This window comes from Enterovibrio sp. QJM3NY_24, assembly GCF_057786035.1.
Window position 1 is genome coordinate 2975551 of record NZ_CM173519.1, and the last position, 17206, is coordinate 2992756.

16 protein-coding genes and 1 pseudogene are annotated in these 17206 nt (G+C 46.1%); 4 read left to right on the forward strand and 13 right to left on the reverse strand.

The window, feature by feature from the left end; translation table 11 throughout:
• Positions 1–16 precede the first annotated feature (16 nt).
• The 3 genes from clpB to rluD all read right to left on the reverse strand — a co-directional run bounded on the left by clpB (position 17) and on the right by rluD (position 4396).
• The gene (clpB, locus tag AC3CIC_RS13180) at positions 17–2590 is read right to left on the reverse strand and encodes an ATP-dependent chaperone ClpB (protein WP_488514833.1); all 2574 of its coding nucleotides are present in this window, start codon (positions 2588–2590) and stop codon (positions 17–19) included.
• An 82-nt stretch (positions 2591–2672) separates the two neighbouring features.
• Complete coding sequence (gene pgeF / locus AC3CIC_RS13185) at positions 2673–3416, reverse strand: peptidoglycan editing factor PgeF (RefSeq protein ID WP_488514834.1); 744 nt, start codon at positions 3414–3416, stop codon at positions 2673–2675.
• 2 nt (positions 3417–3418) lie between these two features.
• A complete protein-coding gene (gene rluD, locus AC3CIC_RS13190) occupies positions 3419–4396 on the reverse strand; it encodes a 23S rRNA pseudouridine(1911/1915/1917) synthase RluD (RefSeq protein WP_016958153.1) in 978 nt (325 codons plus the stop codon).
• A gap of 195 nt (positions 4397–4591) precedes the next feature.
• On the opposite strand from rluD, the gene bamD reads away from it, so the two are divergent.
• From bamD to pheA, 3 genes are all read left to right on the forward strand, one after another.
• On the forward strand, positions 4592–5323 hold the full coding sequence (gene bamD / locus AC3CIC_RS13195) for an outer membrane protein assembly factor BamD (RefSeq protein ID WP_016958154.1): 732 nt from the start codon (positions 4592–4594) through the stop codon (positions 5321–5323).
• A gap of 381 nt (positions 5324–5704) precedes the next feature.
• Positions 5705–6043 carry a ribosome hibernation-promoting factor, HPF/YfiA family gene (hpf, locus tag AC3CIC_RS13200; protein ID WP_016958155.1) on the forward strand — a complete coding sequence of 113 codons (339 nt, stop codon included), beginning with the start codon at positions 5705–5707 and terminating at the stop codon, positions 6041–6043.
• A 275-nt stretch (positions 6044–6318) separates the two neighbouring features.
• Positions 6319–7488: a prephenate dehydratase gene (gene pheA / locus AC3CIC_RS13205; RefSeq protein WP_488514835.1), complete on the forward strand. Its 1170-nt coding sequence runs from the start codon at positions 6319–6321 to the stop codon at positions 7486–7488.
• 97 nt (positions 7489–7585) lie between these two features.
• Here the strand turns inward: pheA and tyrA are convergent, their stop codons facing one another.
• The 10 genes and pseudogenes from tyrA to ffh all read right to left on the reverse strand — a co-directional run bounded on the left by tyrA (position 7586) and on the right by ffh (position 16053).
• On the reverse strand, positions 7586–8713 hold the full coding sequence (tyrA, locus tag AC3CIC_RS13210; protein WP_017003219.1) for a bifunctional chorismate mutase/prephenate dehydrogenase: 1128 nt from the start codon (positions 8711–8713) through the stop codon (positions 7586–7588).
• Between the two features lie 5 nt (positions 8714–8718).
• The gene (locus tag AC3CIC_RS13215; RefSeq protein ID WP_016958158.1) at positions 8719–9795 is read right to left on the reverse strand and encodes a 3-deoxy-7-phosphoheptulonate synthase; all 1077 of its coding nucleotides are present in this window, start codon (positions 9793–9795) and stop codon (positions 8719–8721) included.
• Between the two features lie 273 nt (positions 9796–10068).
• Positions 10069–10452, reverse strand: coding sequence for a DUF2799 domain-containing protein (locus tag AC3CIC_RS13220; RefSeq protein ID WP_016958160.1), 384 nt, complete (start codon positions 10450–10452; stop codon positions 10069–10071).
• An 87-nt stretch (positions 10453–10539) separates the two neighbouring features.
• Positions 10540–11118 (reverse strand): HdeD family acid-resistance protein, encoded by a 579-nt coding sequence (locus tag AC3CIC_RS13225; protein WP_016958161.1) that lies wholly within the window; start codon positions 11116–11118, stop codon positions 10540–10542.
• Between the two features lie 269 nt (positions 11119–11387).
• On the reverse strand, positions 11388–12062 hold the full coding sequence (gene yjjG / locus AC3CIC_RS13230) for a pyrimidine 5'-nucleotidase (protein ID WP_488514836.1): 675 nt from the start codon (positions 12060–12062) through the stop codon (positions 11388–11390).
• Between the two features lie 407 nt (positions 12063–12469).
• Positions 12470–12825 (reverse strand): annotated as a pseudogene (gene rplS, locus AC3CIC_RS13235) (50S ribosomal protein L19).
• Between the two features lie 45 nt (positions 12826–12870).
• Positions 12871–13608, reverse strand: coding sequence for a tRNA (guanosine(37)-N1)-methyltransferase TrmD (gene trmD, locus AC3CIC_RS13240; RefSeq protein WP_016958165.1), 738 nt, complete (start codon positions 13606–13608; stop codon positions 12871–12873).
• Positions 13609–13646: 38 nt separating this feature from the next.
• Complete coding sequence (rimM, locus tag AC3CIC_RS13245) at positions 13647–14174, reverse strand: ribosome maturation factor RimM (protein ID WP_016958166.1); 528 nt, start codon at positions 14172–14174, stop codon at positions 13647–13649.
• A 28-nt stretch (positions 14175–14202) separates the two neighbouring features.
• Positions 14203–14451 carry a 30S ribosomal protein S16 gene (gene rpsP / locus AC3CIC_RS13250; protein ID WP_016958167.1) on the reverse strand — a complete coding sequence of 83 codons (249 nt, stop codon included), beginning with the start codon at positions 14449–14451 and terminating at the stop codon, positions 14203–14205.
• 225 nt (positions 14452–14676) lie between these two features.
• Positions 14677–16053, reverse strand: coding sequence for a signal recognition particle protein (gene ffh / locus AC3CIC_RS13255; RefSeq protein WP_016958168.1), 1377 nt, complete (start codon positions 16051–16053; stop codon positions 14677–14679).
• Positions 16054–16321: 268 nt separating this feature from the next.
• On the opposite strand from ffh, the gene AC3CIC_RS13260 reads away from it, so the two are divergent.
• Entirely contained in the window at positions 16322–17119 is a 798-nt protein-coding gene (locus AC3CIC_RS13260; protein WP_016958169.1) for a cytochrome C assembly family protein, read from the forward strand.
• The last annotated feature ends 87 nt before the right edge of the window (positions 17120–17206 follow it).

Here is a 17206-nt window from a genome sequence, read left to right on the forward strand (position 1 = left end):
TCTCGAATTGAAAAAGTTATTGGATTGCTTTTATTTGGTCGTCCTCTACTACCAGTCGAACTGGCTTACCAGGTTTGACTTCACCTTTAAGGATGGCCTGCGCCAACGGGTTTTCAATACTCTGTTGAATAGCACGTTTTAACGGGCGCGCTCCATATACGGGGTCGAAACCCGCTTGAGCAATCAAGGTCAATGCTTCTTCACTAACCTCAAGCACCAAGTCTCGTTCAGCCATTCGCTGTGCGAGAAGATGTAACTGAATATCTGCAATCAGCTTGATGTGCTCTTGACCCAACGGGTGGAACACCACAGCTTCATCAATACGGTTAATAAATTCTGGACGAAAGTGCTTGCTCACAACATCCATAACCATCACTTTGATACCGTCGTAATCCAATTCACCAAAGTGTTCTTGAATCCGATCCGAACCAAGGTTAGAAGTCATGATAACCACAGTATTGCGAAAATCGACAGTTCGACCTTGCCCATCAGTCAATCGACCATCATCCAATACTTGTAGGAGAAGGTTAAATACATCTGGGTGTGCCTTTTCTACTTCATCCAGCAAAATGACAGAGTACGGACGTCGGCGTACAGCTTCTGTTAAGTACCCGCCTTCTTCATAACCCACATAACCTGGAGGCGCACCAACTAGTCTCGCTACAGAGTGTTTCTCCATAAACTCCGACATATCGATACGTACCATGGCATCGCTACTATCAAACATGAACTCAGCTAGCGATTTGCAAAGCTCCGTTTTACCTACCCCCGTTGGCCCCAAAAATAGGAATGAGCCTATTGGACGATTTGGATCAGCAAGACCGGCTCGGCTACGACGTATGGCATTTGCCACTGAATTGACCGCTTCTTCTTGTCCAATAACACGGGAATGAAGTTCATCTTCCATTTGAAGTAATTTTTCTTTCTCGCCTTCAAGCATTTTGGCGACAGGAATACCTGTTTGACGCGACAGGACTTCGGCGATTTCAGCTTCTGTTACTCGGTTTCTGAGCAATGTCATTTCCTGCATCTCAGCTTGGCTTGCAAGATCCAGTTGCTTCTCTAGTTCCGGGATACGTCCATATTGCAGCTCCGACATTCGATTGAGATCACCCGCTCGACGCGCAATCTCTAAATCAGTACGAGCTTGCTCTAACGCACTCTTTATATGTTGTGTGCCTGAAAGCGCCGCTTTTTCTGCATTCCAAACCTCTTCCAGCTCAGCATAATCACGCTCTTTCTCATCAATCTCTGTCTGCAATGTTTCAAGACGTTTTTTACTTGCATCATCATTTTCTTTTGCCAGCGCTTGCTGCTCGATTTTGAGCTGAATAAGACGTCGTTCTAAACGATCTAATTGCTCTGGCTTTGAGTCAATTTGCATTCGAATACTAGACGCTGCTTCATCAATAAGATCTATTGCCTTATCTGGTAATTGGCGATCAGAGATATAACGATGAGATAAGCTCGCTGCCGCCACAATCGCAGGGTCGGTAATTTCCACAGCATGGTGAAGTTCGTAACGCTCTTTCAGGCCACGTAGAATGGCAACGGTATCTTCCACCGTTGGTTCATTGACTAATACTTTCTGGAAGCGACGCTCAAGGGCCGCATCTTTTTCTACATATTGGCGATACTCGTCTAAAGTCGTCGCACCAACACAATGTAACTCGCCACGAGCAAGTGCAGGTTTGAGCATATTACCCGCATCCATCGCGCCTTCTGCTTTACCGGTCCCCACCATTGTGTGGATTTCATCGATAAACAGAATGACATTGCCTTCTTCTTTCGCCAACTCGTTCAAAACTGATTTCAAACGTTCTTCGAATTCACCTCGATATTTCGCCCCCGCGACCAATGAACCCATATCAAGAGAAAGCACGCGTTTATTGCGAAGCCCTTCTGGCACCTCGCCATTAACGATACGTTGAGCAAGGCCTTCAACGATCGCGGTTTTACCAACGCCCGGCTCGCCAATGATCACAGGGTTATTTTTCGTTCTGCGTTGCAACACTTGTATGGTGCGTCGAATTTCTTCGTCACGACCAATCACAGGATCTAACTTGCCTTGTTCGGCTTTTTCAGTCAGGTCGACCGTGAACTTTTGCAGTGCCTGTCGGGACTCTTCAGCATTGGGGTCATCAATGGACTGACCGCCGCGAACTTTATCGATCGCTGCTTCCACTTTTTTTGTAGCCAATCCAAGACTACGCAATAGTTCTCCCAATGCCCCTTTTTCTTCGACTGCAGCGAGGATAAACAACTCAGAGGAAATGAATTTGTCTTTACGCTTTTGCGACAGTTTATCGCACATGTTGAACAACATGCCCATGCCATGGGAAAGCTGAACATCACCGCCTGTACCAGTGACTTTGGGAAGTTTATCTAACAGTTCACTGAGACTAGAGCGTAATTGAGTAACATCAATATTAAGTAGTGTCATCAAAGGTCGAATGGTACTGCTGTCCTGATTGAGGAGAGACACCATCAAGTGGACGGGTTCGATGTATTGATTATCGCGCCCTAAGGCCAATGACTGAGCGTCGGAAATGGCCAGTTGGAATTTGCTGGTAAATCGGTCAAGGCGCATAGCCCCTCCTCTAATTTCGTCTAAGTTTGCATAACGAAAATGGGAGCGATCGTGACCGATTTCAAGTTATTTGGTGAAATTTTTATCGCATGCTATCTGTAGAGATCCAAATACAGCTTGCCTGACGGCCTGTACGAGCCTCTCGACGGTAGGAAAAAAAACGTTCTGGCTCTGAGACCGTGCAATGAGTCCCGCCATAGATATCAGTGACACCTGCCTGCGCAAGGCGACGGCGGGCTAGAAGATAAATATCCGCTAACCAGCGACCGTTACGCGGTTTAAATGCAGAGCTTGCGCCAGTATCCTTCGCTATAAATTGCTCTCTCACCTCGCCACCAACTTCAAATTTCTCTGCGCCAATAGCAGGGCCAAGCCATGCCATGACGTTTTTAGGATCAGAAAATTGAGCCAAGGTCTCTTCCAATACACCATTAACCAAACCACGCCAGCCAGCATGCGCAGCCGCTACTTGAGTGCCATCTTTACTGCAAAAAAGTACAGGTAAGCAATCTGCAGTCATCACCACACAAACTTGCCCCATTTCAGCCGTAAAAGATGCATCAGCATCTGGTACTTGCAACGTTGACGTCAATGGTAGTGTCACCACATCTGTTCCATGGATTTGGTTCAGCCAGCTTGGCGCTGATGGCATACACATAACATCAGCTAATCGAGTACGGTTTGCCAAGACAGCATCAAGAGAGTCATCAACGTGAATACCCAAATTAAAGCTATCAAACGGCGGTTGGCTTACGCCTCCCGCTCGAGTAGTACTCACTGCTTTTACCGACAATGGTGCTGGCCAGTCTGGCGTGATCCAATCCATGCTTAGTAATCCAAGTCCCCAAGCTCAAGCGCATCAGCACGTAACACTTCAGTCAGATTCACCATGTCATCTGGGATCGGCGCATGCCATTCCATCGTTTCTTTTGTTGTCGGATGCTCAATACGCAACATTGCTGCATGTAGTGCCTGACGATCAAAAGAACGAAGTGTTTGGATTAGGGTATCACCAGCATTACGCGGCGGTCGTGGACGACCACCATACAAGTGATCACCGATCAACGGATGATTCAAGTAAGCCATGTGAACACGGATTTGGTGAGTACGACCCGTTTCCAAGCGCACGCGTAAGCGTGTATGGGCACGGAAATGCTCAACCACTCGATAATGCGTGATCGCTGGTTTGCCCAACTCCTGAACCGCCATTTGCGTTCGCTTGGTCGAATGACGGCCAATAGATTTCTCAATAGTACCGCCACCTGTCATGGTGCCCATCGCAATCGCTTCATATTCACGGGTGAATTTTTTACGCTTTTGCAATGCACGAACCAATCGTGTCTGGGTTGGAACATTCTTCGCAACCACCATTAGACCCGTGGTGTCTTTGTCTAGACGGTGAACAATACCTGCACGCGGAACTTCAGCGATCTGCGGGTAAAGATGCAACAAACCATTTAGGACGGTGCCATCTGGACAACCTGCGCCTGGATGCACAACCAAACCACGTGGCTTGTTGATCACGACAATATCATCATCTTCATAAACGATATTAAGTGGAATGTCCTGAGCTTCCCAACGCAGTTCATCTTCAATATCCGCTTGAACAACGATGGATTCGCCACCCATCATTTTCAAACGCGGTTTATTGGAGATTTCACCATCGACAGTCACTTTGTCTGCAAGAATCCATTCTTTGATGCGCGATCGGGAATAATCCGGAAACAACTCCGCTACCGCCTGATCGAGACGTTGCCCTAGTTGATTCTCATTAACTGTACTGTTTAACTCTAACTGCTGTGCCATAACGAACTTTTTGATTCTCAATGAGACTAATACCGTATTACGCGATTTTCAGCCCTAGGGCTTGGTCACGTTTACTTGTTGGTATTATATCTGGCCGATGGGTAGAATAACCTCTATCGCGCCATTGTAGCTTTTTGCGGCTGAATCCGTAATGGCAAAGGCTGAAAATATTCTTTCAAGGAAGCACCTGTAGTAATGAAACGCCTTACTTTATCCTCACTACTTGCCATTTCCGTGCTGGCTGGATGTTCAAGCACTGAAGACATTGTTCCTGATATTCCGCCGTCGGAGCTGTATCAGGAAGCACAGGTTTCACTTAACCAAGGCAGTTGGAATACCGCGATCCAAAAACTCGAAGCCCTCGATTCTCGCTATCCTTTTGGCGCCTATTCAGAACAAGTGCAGCTTGATTTGGTCTACGCGTACTACAAAAATGATGACCTAGCCTTGGGCGAGGCGACGATTGATCGCTTTATGCGTATGAATCCCGGACATCAGGAAATGGACTGGGTCTTGTATATGCGTGGCCTAACGAGCATGGCGCAAGACAGAAGCTTTATTCATGATGTAATGAGCATAGACAGGAGCGATCGAGATCCTGAGCCCGTACGCCGTGCCTTTATTGATTTCCGTCGTTTGCTAGATCGCTATCCTGATAGTGAATATGCTGCTGATGCTCAAAAGCGACTAGTCTCATTGAAAAACCGCCTGGCGGACTACGAATTGGCAACCGCTGATTTTTATGTGAGACGTGAAGCATGGATTGCTGTGATCAATCGTTGTCAACAAATCCAGCGAGATTTCCCTGACACTGACGCCGCGAAAAAATCATTGCCATTAATGCTTAAAGCTTACGAAGAACTTGAGCTTGAAGAACCAGCGAAGCGTACTCGAGAACTGATTCAGTTAAACGGCGCCGGCGCATAACACGACCTATCAACGAAAAAAGCAGCCATTTGGCTGCTTTTTTTATCATTCGGTATACATGCCAATCTGATATATCCCCAAGTACTCACATAGGATACGTAATGCAAGCTGGTGAATTATTCATCAACAAGATTATTTAGCACGAATAAAATCCCTAACATTGAATGTTTGTTAGCGACCTTATCTCTTCATCTTGCAACACATCCAATCCTTACATCAAGCACTTTCTGGCAGTTTTAAATCAGAGTTAAAAACAGGATCACAATTACTTAGACAGATAAACTTTCACGGCATAAAGGTGATCTAGATCACTTTATTTATCCTACAGAAACGTAATCTGAAAGTGAGCCCAGCAAAGGGCAAGCAAAAGAGGAAAGACCTATGAGAGTAGAAGTTACTGGTAAAAACATCGACGTCACTGCAGCTATCCGCGATCGAATCACATCTCGTTTTGAAAAGCTGGAAAAATGGCAAGTCGCTCTCATTAACCCTCATGCAGTCATCAGTGAAGCACCTGGAAACAAATTCAAAGTAGAAGCCGGCGTATCGGTTCCTGGCACAAAGCTGGTTGCATCAGCAGAACATGATGATATGTATGCAGCAATAAATGACGTAGGTCAGAAACTGGAGAAGCAACTCAACAAACAAGCTCACAAAGGTGAAGCTCGCCGCGCAAGTCACATTGACGTGCCGGAAGATGAAGAATCTGAAGTTGTATAAACCCATTGAGGATTAAAAAGAATCAGCCCCGCCAATGCGGGGCTGATTCGTCTTGACATGACACGGTCAGCCCAATATGGTTGAACAATATAACGTCAACTAAAACCACTATCGATGACACTGACAACCTCGTTTTTCTTTCGCTTTGTTATCCGCACCTTTTGAGGTGGGGTTTAGGGCGAGCATCGATAACGATAGAATCCCGAAGCCTCCCTCCATCAGGGGGGCTTTTTTATGTCAGTCAGGGTCAGACTAAGAAACAACAGGGAAAGGGAATGAGTAAACCAACTATGTCACTGGATGAAATCAGAGAAAATGTCAGTCGAATCGATAAGCAATTGCTATCGCTACTGGCTGATCGCCGCAAGCTCAGCCTGGAAGTTGCGAAGAGCAAAATTCAAACCCAGAAACCTGTTCGTGATATAGAACGAGAGCAAGCTCTTCTGGAAAGACTGGTAGCAGATGACCACACCCACGATCTCGACCCGCAGTACGTCACCAAAATCTTCCACAGTGTTATTGAAGATTCCGTGCTCTATCAGCAAGCATTTTTACAACGCTTGGCGAACCCAGACAATGAACAGCCCCTAGCTCGTGTTTCGTTTCTCGGAGGGAAAGGCTCATACTCCAATCTTGCTGCACGCAATTTCTTCGCCCGTAAACACACTAAGCTTGCTGAAATTCAATGCCCAAGCTTCAAAGAAGTCATTGAAGTAGTCGAAAGTGGCAACGCAGATTACGGCGTGCTGCCGATCGAAAATACGAGTTCTGGCTCAATAAACGATGTTTATGACCAACTTCAGCACACGCGTTTGTCCATCGTGGGTGAAATCACGCAGCCTATCGAGCACTGCTTATTGACCTCGGTGGACACTGACGTTGATAAGATTAATGTGCTTTACTCGCACCCGCAGCCACACCAGCAATGCAGCGAGTTTCTACGTTCACTGGGCAACATCAAACAAGAATATTGCTCCAGCACCGCCGAAGCGATGAAAGTCGTGGCTGAATTGAAACAACCAAACGTAGCGGCGATTGGCAATGCGAGCAGTGGTGAGCTTTACGGGCTGAAACCGCTCAAGTTTGGCATTGCCAATCAGCAAGAAAATCACACACGTTTTATCGTGGTGGCGCGTAAACCTATTGACGTCACTGCTCTGATACCGGCCAAAACCACTTTTATTATGTCGACAGGACAAACTGCGGGCTCACTGGTGGAATGTTTACTGGTGCTGCGCACCCGAGGCATCAATATGACCAAACTTGAGTCACGTCCGGTGTTGGGCAACCCTTGGGAAGAAATGTTTTACGTCGATGTGGAAGGCAATATGCGCACAGACATCATGAAAGAGACGCTAGAAGAGTTAACCAAGCTGACACGCTACATCAAAGTATTAGGCTCATACCCTATTGAGAATGTTGCCCCAACTGAGATTGATGTCTAACGGCATAACTCACCGTCAGCATGACTTTTATCCAGGTAAATAAAAAGGAGCAATTGCTCCTTTTTTCATTTCTCGTTATGCCACTTTCCAATAAAGACTAACCTCGGTGAGCAGTATCATTCGCTTGCCTCAGCAAGTTCTGACTTTCCTTTAAGAAGCGCGGAGCGAAATCACCAAACCAGCCATCAACCTGCTTAAAGGCAGTAATAAAACCATCTTTGTCTTTTTGATCAAGTAACTCAATCGCTTCACCAAAGCGAGCATGGAAGCGCTTAATCATGTCTATATTCTGGTTAGACGACATAATAATGTCCGCATAAAGCTGTGCATCCTGTGCAAACAAGCGCCCTACCATTGCCAACTCAAGACGATAAATCGGTGAACTGAGTGCAGTGAGTTGTGACAAGTTCGGGTTTTCTTCGGCCAAATGCAGGCCGTAAACAAATGATGTAAAGTGTCGCAATGCTTGGATCAGAGTCATGCCCTGATCATGCTCAATCGCACTGATACGATGTAAACTCGCCCCCCAGATACGAAACTGCTCTAGCAACCATTGGTAAGCTTCTGGATTACGACCATCACAATACACAATGACCTGCTTAGCCAAACTCGCAATGTCTGGCCCAAACATAGGATGCAAACCCACAACTGGCCCCTTATGAGACTCGAGCATAGCTTGCAACGGCTCACTCTTGATGGAGGTAAGATCAGCCAAAATACAATCATCTGGCAAGGTACTGAGCTGACGAATTACAGAGTCTGTTCGATGAATAGGTACGGTGACCACAACCATCCCTGCGTCCGATAGCATGGCTTCCGCGTTATCCCAATCTTGGCTACCCAGCACTTTCACGTCATAACCTGACAGACGAAATAGCTTACCGAATAATTTGCCCAGCTGTCCGTTACCGCCAACTATCACAATGGAGCGCAATTCAGGATTAAGGCATTTAAACCCCGAGTCATTCTCACTGGCGTATGATTCACGCATCGTACGGCGAAGAATATCTTCGATCAGATCAGGTGGAATACCTTTGAGTTCGGCTTCCTGACGGCGAGAAGCCAGCATTGCCGCCTCACGATCAGGGGCATAGATAGGCAAACCATGACGGCTTTTCACTTCGCCCACATCCGAAACGAGTGCTAGGCGTCGCGCTAGCAATTCCACCATTTGTTTATCGACTTCATCAATCTGATCCCGGAGAAGGGACAACTCTGCAACCATGAGGCTTAACTTCCTTTTAAACGCTGTTCCAAGAATGGGGTCAAATCACTATGTGCACGACGCAACAGGGTTTCAGTGTCCTCCCAATCAATACATGCATCCGTAATAGACACGCCATAAGCCATCTCTTCACGCGGAAGATCCGCAGATTGATTTCCTTCATGGATGTTACTTTCAATCATCAAGCCGATAATAGACTGATTACCTTCACGAATTTGATGAAAGACATCCTCGGCCACCAGTGGCTGACGATGAAAATCTTTACGAGAGTTAGCATGGCTGCAGTCTACCATCAGAGATGCTTCTAGCCCTGCGTCTTTCATCTCATTTTCGCATTCCGTCACAGAGACAGAATCGTAATTTGTTTGTTTACCACCACGAAGGATGACATGACCATCAGGATTGCCTTGGGTAGTCAATAACGCAACCTGCCCCTCTTTATTGATCCCCATAAAACGGTGACCAGACGAAGCCGCTTTCATCGCATTAATTGCAGTAGAAAGGCTACCATCAGTACCATTTTTGAAACCGATAGGCATTGATAGACCACTGGCCATTTCACGGTGAGTCTGTGACTCCGTCGTGCGCGCACCGATAGCCGCCCAACTAAACAGGTCGCCAAGGTATTGAGGGCTAATTGGGTCAAGCGCTTCAGTAGCCAATGGCAAACCCATATCTGACAGCGTAATCAACAACTCGCGCGCTTTGTGCAAACCCGCTTCTACATCAAAAGAACCGTCAAGGTGCGGATCGTTTATCAATCCTTTCCAGCCAACCGTTGTACGTGGCTTTTCAAAGTAAACACGCATCACGATATAAATCTGGTCGTTCAATTGATCTGACAACGTTTTTAATTGTTTAGCGTATGCAATCGCAGCCTCGGTGTCGTGAATTGAGCAAGGTCCACAAACCACCAACAAGCGGTGATCTTTTTTATGGATAATATTGGCGATGTCATCACGTGATCTAGAGATAAATTCCAGCGTCTCTTTTTTCACCGGCAGTTTTTGGCGTAACTGCTCTGGGGTGATCAGTACCGTTTCATCCTGAATGTGTACATTCGTCAGCAGATCTCTTTCCATGAAAACAATCCTTACTTAATCTTTTAGTGCTTAACCATATTGAACAGCGTTGTTTTCGCCGCAGATGTCACACACCTTATCAATCTGAAACGGGATTGCAAGCATTCGTAAAGAAAAAATAACATTGTAATGATAAGTTTACACAAAGAAATGAAATTGGCTTTATTGGAAGCTATGAAAGGGAGGAAGGATAAAGTCGGGAAATATATTCGTAAACAAAAATGAACAAAGGCCAAATAATGGCCTTTGAATTGGAACACGATCAGCAGCTAATCAGAAAGTCTGATCGGCAGATTGGAAGTCCTCAAAGCCTCGCTGCCATTGCATCTGAAAGCGCATACCATCATCTTGGTTTGAACACACCCCAAGGTATTGCATACCAGACAGACCTATATCATAAGCATTGTTAACATCGCAGTAGAGATCGATGCCAGTGTTATAACCCGCTTCATAGCCACCAACGTCTACATTTTGAACGCCAGCTTTATTGGCCAAAGCATCCAGATTGGACATAGAACGAGAGGGTAAACCTCTCACACCATCACGCTCACCGACCGCCTGCCAGTTACCTTTTTGAACCAAAGACTCTGTTGCTTCGATATTCACACAACCAACCAAAAGCAACGCCAGTAGCGACGTCAGGAATTTATTTAGCATCCTGTTCCTCAATTTATCATTCAGACGAAAAGGCATTCACTATAGACGAATAACCCGTTTTTGACTGCGATTTCCTGATGCAATCAACTAACTGTCTGACGTTTTCATGCTTTTGAGTTTGAAAGACAAAGCAACAAACAACACACCAAACACAAACGCATACGTCGCAATAACCCATACCAACGCCATCGCACCAGCTGCTGGATTACTCATCAAGAAGCCACCAAACAAGATAGAAATAATACCGCCAAAGATTAACAGCCACTCACCTGTGATTTCTTTACGAAGTCTGATCGCGGTAATGATTTCTAGCACCCCTTTGACGATTGCCCAAACCGCTATATAAAAAAGCAATGCAACGGCCGTCAGGCCAGGGACGGCAAACGTCATGATCCCTGCCGCGATCCCCACTACGCCCCAAAGTAACAACACAACCCAGTTATCATGATCTTTACGCTCAACCAAGGCTGTCCATACTTGCAAGCTGCCATCCACAAACGCGTAAATGCCAAAAACCAGCACTAAGGTTTCTATCGACTCTCCCGGCGGAAGCGTCCACATCATAAAGCCAAAAATAATGGCCGCAATACCACGTAGCAATAACACCCACCAATTACGGGATAGTACTCCCACCATTTGCTTAGCCAGTGTTTCTGTTGGTTCCATTACTTGTCTCCTCAAATTGTTCTTTTGGTTTATCTCTATCAAAAACCCAAGCAGAAAACCAAGCTAACAACAAATACAACTAGCGTCGGTAAGATGCTGACTTACCTAAAGAGTGAAGACTGCTTTGAGTCAGTACGGTGTTCTATCTTTGAAACCAAATGAATATTGCAAAAACAGGAGAGCAACATGAGAAGAGAAAGGCAAATAGATGAAGGGAAAATAGTCAGCAGGTTGCACGAACAACCTGCCTGCAGACAGTGTTTAGCGCATTAGCCTAGTAAATAGCGTTCAATCTCCGCCCAAGAGTTGGCAATATAAGTCGGAGAGACACCATTGGGCACACATTGTTCATCACGGTTTAGCCAGCAAGTATCGATACCCGCTTTATTCCCGCCAAGAACATCCGAATCAGGATTATCTCCCACCATCAAAATGCGCGATTTTTCTGGTAGTCCCATTTTCTCGAAAGCATAATCGAAAATCGCCACGTCTGGCTTAGCGACCCCAACCTCTTCCGATATCACCACCAAATCGAAATACTCACTCAAATTCGTTTTTTCCAAACGCACTTGCTGAAGCTGAGTAAAACCATTGGTGATGATGCCGAGTTTGGCTTTTTGAGCGAGTACAGGAATAAGCTCGCTCACTCCCTCAAGTGGCTGGCACACATCGACCATGGCATTCAAAAAGAGACGATTAAGTTTCGCGGGGGAAACATTCAGTCTTTCAGACCAGAGAACGAAGCGATCTTCCTGTAATTGCTTTGCAGTGATCTCGCCGTTTTGGTATTTTCCCCAAAGTGGCTTGTTCACGGCTTGGTATTCAGAAAAGTCTTGCACAGAGAAATCAACGCCAAGGCCAGAAAACAGGGCCTTTAATCCAGCAAATGCATCAAACGAAAACAAAGTTTCATCTGCATCAAATAAAATCCAATCGTATTTCACGCGTAATCCTCCATAGCGACAACGCATTATACCCGAGTCACCTCAATATGCAGGATTCAGAGCGACACATCACGCTCAATTTAAGGAGAAAAGTGGAAGGAATAGTCCTCCCTTTCGACCCTTTCCGTCAAAAAAAAGTGAGCATGATGTGTGGCTGCCGAGCACCAGTCTTGTTGGCTTCCAGGCTGTATTGCTGACTTTCAACGTAAAGCCACTATGTTTTCAAATCAGCGCCTTGCCGGCGCGACAGGCAAACCAACAACTTCTCGCTGAACAAGCATCTTGAGGTTGCTCAGCTGTATATAGAAGAAAGCTTTAGCTGAACGTTTGTCTTTGTACCGATAAAAGAAAAGCCCGCCAAATGGCGGGCTTTTTCTATCCCTTGCGGGGTATAAACGCCGGAGCGATTATTTCTTAGTGAGACGCTCTTTGATACGAGCTGCCTTACCAGAACGCTCACGCAGGTAGTACAGTTTGGCACGACGTACTGCACCGCGACGTTTAACAGTAATGCTGTCAACAACTGGTGAGTGAGTTTGGAATACACGCTCAACGCCTTCACCGTTAGAAATCTTACGAACGGTAAATGCAGAATGCAGACCACGGTTACGTTTCGCGATTACAACACCTTCATATACGTTTGTAGACGTGAACGCTCACCTTCTTTAACTTTAACCTGAACAACAACAGTGTCACCCACTTTGAAGCCAGGAATGTCTTGCTTAAGTTGCTCTTCTTCGAGCGCTTTGATGATGTTACTCATTTTCTATACCCTAGAATAAACTGATACTAAGTATGTTTAGGAACTTTAACTGTGTTCTTTAATGAACGCAGCAAGTAGTAATTCCTGTTCGTCAGTCAGAGCTAGGTTTTCCAGGAGCTCTGGTCTTCTGAGCCAGGTTCGGCCTAGCGATTGCTTCAATCGCCAGCGGCGTATGTCCTGATGGTTACCGGATTTCAGTACCGAAGGTACATCGAGTCCGTCTAACACTTCAGGTCGCGTGTAGTGTGGGCAATCAAGCAAGCCATTTGCGAAAGAATCTTCTTCCGCTGACGCAAAGTCTCCAAGTACACCCGGTACAAACCGAGCGACTGCGTCAACCAACGTCATGGCAGGCAGTTCGCCACCACTGAGCACAAAATCACCAATAGACCATTCTTCATCGACTACGGTTTGTATAATGCGCTCATCTACCCCTTCGTAGCGTCCACAGATAAGAATCAAGTTCTCATTCTGCGCCAACTCTTCGACACCTGCTTGGTCAAGCTTTCGACCTTGAGGTGAAAGGTAAATCACTTTCGCCTTGCCTTTGGCGGTATGTTTGGCAGCGTCAATGGCATCGCGCAAAGGCTGTACCATCATCAACATGCCCGGGCCGCCACCATAAGGTCGATCATCAACCGTCCGGTGTTTATCGTGAGTAAAATCGCGGGGATTCCACGTTTCTACTTCGAGTAGGCCTTTTTTTACCGCCTGGCCAGTTACCCCAAAATCGGTAACAGCACGGAACATTTCAGGAAAAAGGCTGATAATACCAACCCACATTTTTCCGCTCCTATTGCTTTAAGTGTTACCTGGGGATTTTAAAATCCAGGATCCCAGTCAACTTCGATCCGTTGAGCAGAGCGATCAATCGACTTGATGACTTGCCCATCGAGGAACGGCACTAGGCGTTCCTTCTGTCCAAAAGCATCTTTCAAGTTTGCAGTCACGACTAACACATCGTTAGAGCCTGTCTCCAGAATGTCCGAGACCTTACCCAGGTTGTAACCTTTGGTAGTGAACACTTCCATACCGTAGAGCTCTCGCCAGTAGAATTCTTCATCCGACAGCGCAGGCAATACCTCTGGGTTAACCGCAATTTCGGCATTCGTCATGACCTGGGCGTCTTCACGCAAATCCAGACCATTCAGTTTACCAACAAAACCTTGACCATGGCGTTTCCAGTCTTCAAGACCGAATTCTTGCCACTCGCCACGCACCTTAATAAACCAAGGTGTGTAGTCGAAAATACTTTCAGCATTTTCAGTGTAAGAAAAAACTTTGAGCCAACCACGGATGCCATAAGAAGCACCTAGCTTGCCTACTACAATCTTTTCTTGCTCACTCATTTCTTCTTTTAACCCTGACACTGATAAATTACGCAGCTTTCGCAGCGTCTTTGATCAAGCGTGCTACTCGGTCAGAAACCGCTGCACCTTCGCCAACCCAATGGGTAACGCGATCAAGGTCCAAACGCAGTTTCTCTTCTTGACCTTGTGCGATCGGGTTGAAGAAACCAATTTTCTCGATGAAGCGACCGTCGCGAGCTTGGCGGCTGTCGGCAACAACGATTTGATAGAATGGACGCTTTTTAGCGCCGTGACGTGCCAAACGAATGGTTACCATATCGTCCTCTATTGCATTACTGAATTAAATTGGCCCTGCGTAAATACAGGGCCTCGTGCCAAAATAAAGCTCCGGAATTTTACGCTTTCTGTGATCGAATGCAACTGCTTTAGCTAAAAAAGCATCAGTGCAAATAAACAATCAATCACTTAGCAAATCCGGTTGCTTTAGTCTTTCAGGCCTAGGTACTTCACATTCCTAGACCTTTATTTACGTAGCATACGCTTAACGCGGGAACATTCCACCGCCTCCGCCCATGCCACCCATCATGCCTTTCATATTGCGCATCATGTTCTTCATGCCACCCTTTTGCATTTTCTTCATCATTTTCTGCATTTGGGTGAACTGCTTAAGCAAACGGTTAACGTCCTGAACTTGTGTACCAGAACCCGCAGCAATACGCTTTTTACGTGACCCTTTAATTAGGTCAGGGCGTGTACGCTCTTTTGGCGTCATGGAATTGATGATGGCTTCCATTTGAACGAACATTTTGTCGTCCACTTGGTTTTTTACATCATCAGGAAGATTGGACATGCCTGGCAGTTTATCCATCATGCCCATCATGCCGCCCATGTTCTTCATCTGTTGTAACTGATCACGGAAGTCTTGCAGATCAAAGCCTTTCTTCTCTTTGAACTTTTTCGCCAATTGTTCCGCTTTATCGGTATCGACATTGCGCTGGAGATCTTCAATAAGCGACAGTACGTCACCCATCCCCAAAATACGACTTGCAATACGATCAGGGTGGAAGGGTTCAAGTGCGTCAGTTTTCTCGCCCACACCCAAGAATTTGATCGGCTTACCCGTAAGATGACGCACAGACAGCGCCGCACCACCACGAGCATCACCATCGACTTTCGTCAGGATCACACCGGTCAATGGCAGTGCATCGTTAAATGCTTTTGCCGTATTTGCGGCATCTTGCCCCGTCATGGCATCAACCACAAACAGGGTTTCTATTGGATTTAGAGCAGCATGGATGTCTTTAATTTCATCCATCATGGCTTCATCGACATGCAGACGACCTGCAGTATCGACAATCACCACATCGTAAAATTTCAGCTTGCCGTGCGCCAGTGCTGCTGATGCAATATCAACAGGCTTTTGATCTGCCGTTGAAGGGAAAAAATCGATCCCAACATCCGTCGCCAACGTTTCCAACTGTTTAATCGCCGCAGGGCGATAAACGTCAGCCGAGACCACCAGCACTTTCTTCTTGTGGCGCTCTTTCAGCATTTTACCCAGTTTACCGACGCTGGTCGTTTTACCCGCACCTTGCAAACCTGCCATCAAAACAACCGCAGGAGGCTGGGATGCCAAATCCAATTCAGCGTTGGACTCACCCATCACAGCTTCTAGTTCAGATTGAACTATCTTGATGAATTCTTGACCTGGCGTTAGGCTTTTGGATACTTCAAGGCCAACCGCACTTTCTTTTACTTTTTTGACGAAATCACGCACCACAGGAAGCGCAACATCGGCTTCAAGTAACGCCATACGTACTTCGCGCAGGGTCTCTTTAATATTGTCTTCAGTGAGTCGACCACGACCGCTGATATTTTTCAGCGATCGAGATAAACGATCCGTTAAGTTCTCAAACATGTCCTACTCGCTCTCTACGCGACGGCACCACAAAGCTGATAATACTCAGGTGGCGATCAACACAAAATTGCTGGGATTATAACTCATTATAAGCTTGTCTTACATGATGGCAGTGACGATAGTTTTAAAGGTAGTTGCTGTCACTTTCTGCTGAGTTTGCAAGCTGCAAGACGGTTATGCCTAAAAGATCGGCTGCCTTGCATAGCGACTCTTAGCTGTGCAGGGTATACTAAACCTTTATTTTTTACGCGATGTTGTTGAAAGACGCATGGATATTTTTATAGCACTCCTAGCCGCACTGCTCTATATAGCGGCACTTATGCAGATCATACCCGGGCTATCCGGCCCCAATCAGATCCCTGCAAAACGCGTTTTTCTCAGCGCTTGCGGTGCACTCGCTCTCCATGCTTATCTGATATCTGATCTTATTTTTGCCGATGGCGGCCAAAATCTCAGTATCCTTAATGTCGCGTCTTTGATCAGTTTTATTATTGCCGCTATCACTACCGGTCTTCTTTTCAAAATGCGCGTTTGGGTATTACTGCCCGTCGTCTACAGCTTTTCTGCAATTAATCTTACTGCTGCGACCTTGCTTCCTGGGGCTGTCATTTCGCACCTTGAAGCGAACCCACAAGTCCTTTTGCATATATCACTGGCTCTATTCTCTTATTCAACACTGATGATAGCGACATTGTATGCCATACAATTAGCGTGGCTTGATCATCAATTGAAAAGTAAGAAAAAGCTCATGATGAATCCGAATTTACCGCCACTAATGGCCGTAGAACGTCAGTTGTTCAATATCATTTTGATTGGTGAAATTTTACTGACGCTAACGCTGATAACTGGCTTTGCATTCGTGCATGACATGATTGCCCAAGGTAAAGCGCATAAAGCTATTTTATCCGCCATGGCATGGTGTGTTTATGGCACCTTACTATGGGGGCACTATCGTTCTGGATGGCGTGGTCGACGTGTTATTTGGATAAGTATTGTAGGCGCATTTTTGCTGACTCTGGCCTATTTCGGCAGCCGATTTGTACGCGAAGTCATTATTGCTTCGTGATGACAGGGCTAAAATTTAACCATCGGGTTTGACAGCAGCTCACATTCTTGTCCTTAATTAGGGCTGAATTGAATAAAAAGGATCTTG

What these genes read in the sequence shown, in the direction of transcription:
- clpB (WP_488514833.1), bottom strand. Translation starts at nt 2,590, where the DNA reads ATGCGCCTTGACCGATTTACCAGCAAATTCCAACTGGCCATTTCCGAC.
- pgeF (WP_488514834.1), bottom strand. Translation starts at nt 3,416, where the DNA reads ATGGATTGGATCACGCCAGACTGGCCAGCACCATTGTCGGTAAAAGCA.
- rluD (WP_016958153.1), bottom strand. Translation starts at nt 4,396, where the DNA reads ATGGCACAGCAGTTAGAGTTAAACAGTACAGTTAATGAGAATCAACTA.
- bamD (WP_016958154.1), top strand. Translation starts at nt 4,592, where the DNA reads ATGAAACGCCTTACTTTATCCTCACTACTTGCCATTTCCGTGCTGGCT.
- hpf (WP_016958155.1), top strand. Translation starts at nt 5,705, where the DNA reads ATGAGAGTAGAAGTTACTGGTAAAAACATCGACGTCACTGCAGCTATC.
- pheA (WP_488514835.1), top strand. Translation starts at nt 6,319, where the DNA reads ATGAGTAAACCAACTATGTCACTGGATGAAATCAGAGAAAATGTCAGT.
- tyrA (WP_017003219.1), bottom strand. Translation starts at nt 8,713, where the DNA reads ATGGTTGCAGAGTTGTCCCTTCTCCGGGATCAGATTGATGAAGTCGAT.
- AC3CIC_RS13215 (WP_016958158.1), bottom strand. Translation starts at nt 9,795, where the DNA reads ATGGAAAGAGATCTGCTGACGAATGTACACATTCAGGATGAAACGGTA.
- AC3CIC_RS13220 (WP_016958160.1), bottom strand. Translation starts at nt 10,452, where the DNA reads ATGCTAAATAAATTCCTGACGTCGCTACTGGCGTTGCTTTTGGTTGGT.
- AC3CIC_RS13225 (WP_016958161.1), bottom strand. Translation starts at nt 11,118, where the DNA reads ATGGAACCAACAGAAACACTGGCTAAGCAAATGGTGGGAGTACTATCC.
- trmD (WP_016958165.1), bottom strand. Translation starts at nt 13,608, where the DNA reads ATGTGGGTTGGTATTATCAGCCTTTTTCCTGAAATGTTCCGTGCTGTT.
- rimM (WP_016958166.1), bottom strand. Translation starts at nt 14,174, where the DNA reads ATGAGTGAGCAAGAAAAGATTGTAGTAGGCAAGCTAGGTGCTTCTTAT.
- rpsP (WP_016958167.1), bottom strand. Translation starts at nt 14,451, where the DNA reads ATGGTAACCATTCGTTTGGCACGTCACGGCGCTAAAAAGCGTCCATTC.
- ffh (WP_016958168.1), bottom strand. Translation starts at nt 16,053, where the DNA reads ATGTTTGAGAACTTAACGGATCGTTTATCTCGATCGCTGAAAAATATC.
- AC3CIC_RS13260 (WP_016958169.1), top strand. Translation starts at nt 16,322, where the DNA reads ATGGATATTTTTATAGCACTCCTAGCCGCACTGCTCTATATAGCGGCA.